Origin of the sequence: Oceanospirillum linum (assembly GCF_001995095.2) — a bacterium.
Lineage (GTDB): Bacteria > Pseudomonadota > Gammaproteobacteria > Pseudomonadales > Halomonadaceae > Oceanospirillum > Oceanospirillum linum.
In genome coordinates, this window is sequence record NZ_MTSD02000176.1 from 1 (window position 1) to 410 (window position 410).

General features: G+C 47.6%; 1 pseudogene. It reads left to right on the forward strand.

The features are described 5' to 3' along the window. Positions 1 to 262: 262 nt before the first annotated feature. Positions 263 to 410 (forward strand): annotated as a pseudogene (locus BTA35_RS18980) (glycosyltransferase); the annotation flags it as partial.

Below are 410 nucleotides of genomic sequence, written 5' to 3' on the forward strand. Positions count from 1 at the left end.
GTAATAACCGTTGCGCCGCCATTAAGCCTGCGGGGCCTGCACCGATAATGGCAACGGGAATTGGAGCAGAAAACGACATGCGAGACACCTGTAAATCTAAAAGCGCAGATTCTAGGCAATTTGGAGCCTTTTGTCTTAAAAGCTTGTGAGTAATCGACCGAATATCTCCAATTTCACATTACAAGGATTGCCCTATACACTTTCGCTGCAACTCTTTCGGCAGGTAACGCCTTTCAAATCAAAGCGCTGGATCACCTTTTATATGAAAAAAGTATTAGTCATTGGCTACGTATGGCCTGAGCCAAACTCCTCAGCCGCAGGCACGCATATGCTGTCGCTCTTAAGACTGTTCCGTCAGCAAAACTGGCAGGTTGAGTTTGCTACCCCCGCACAAGCCACTGAGCATATGG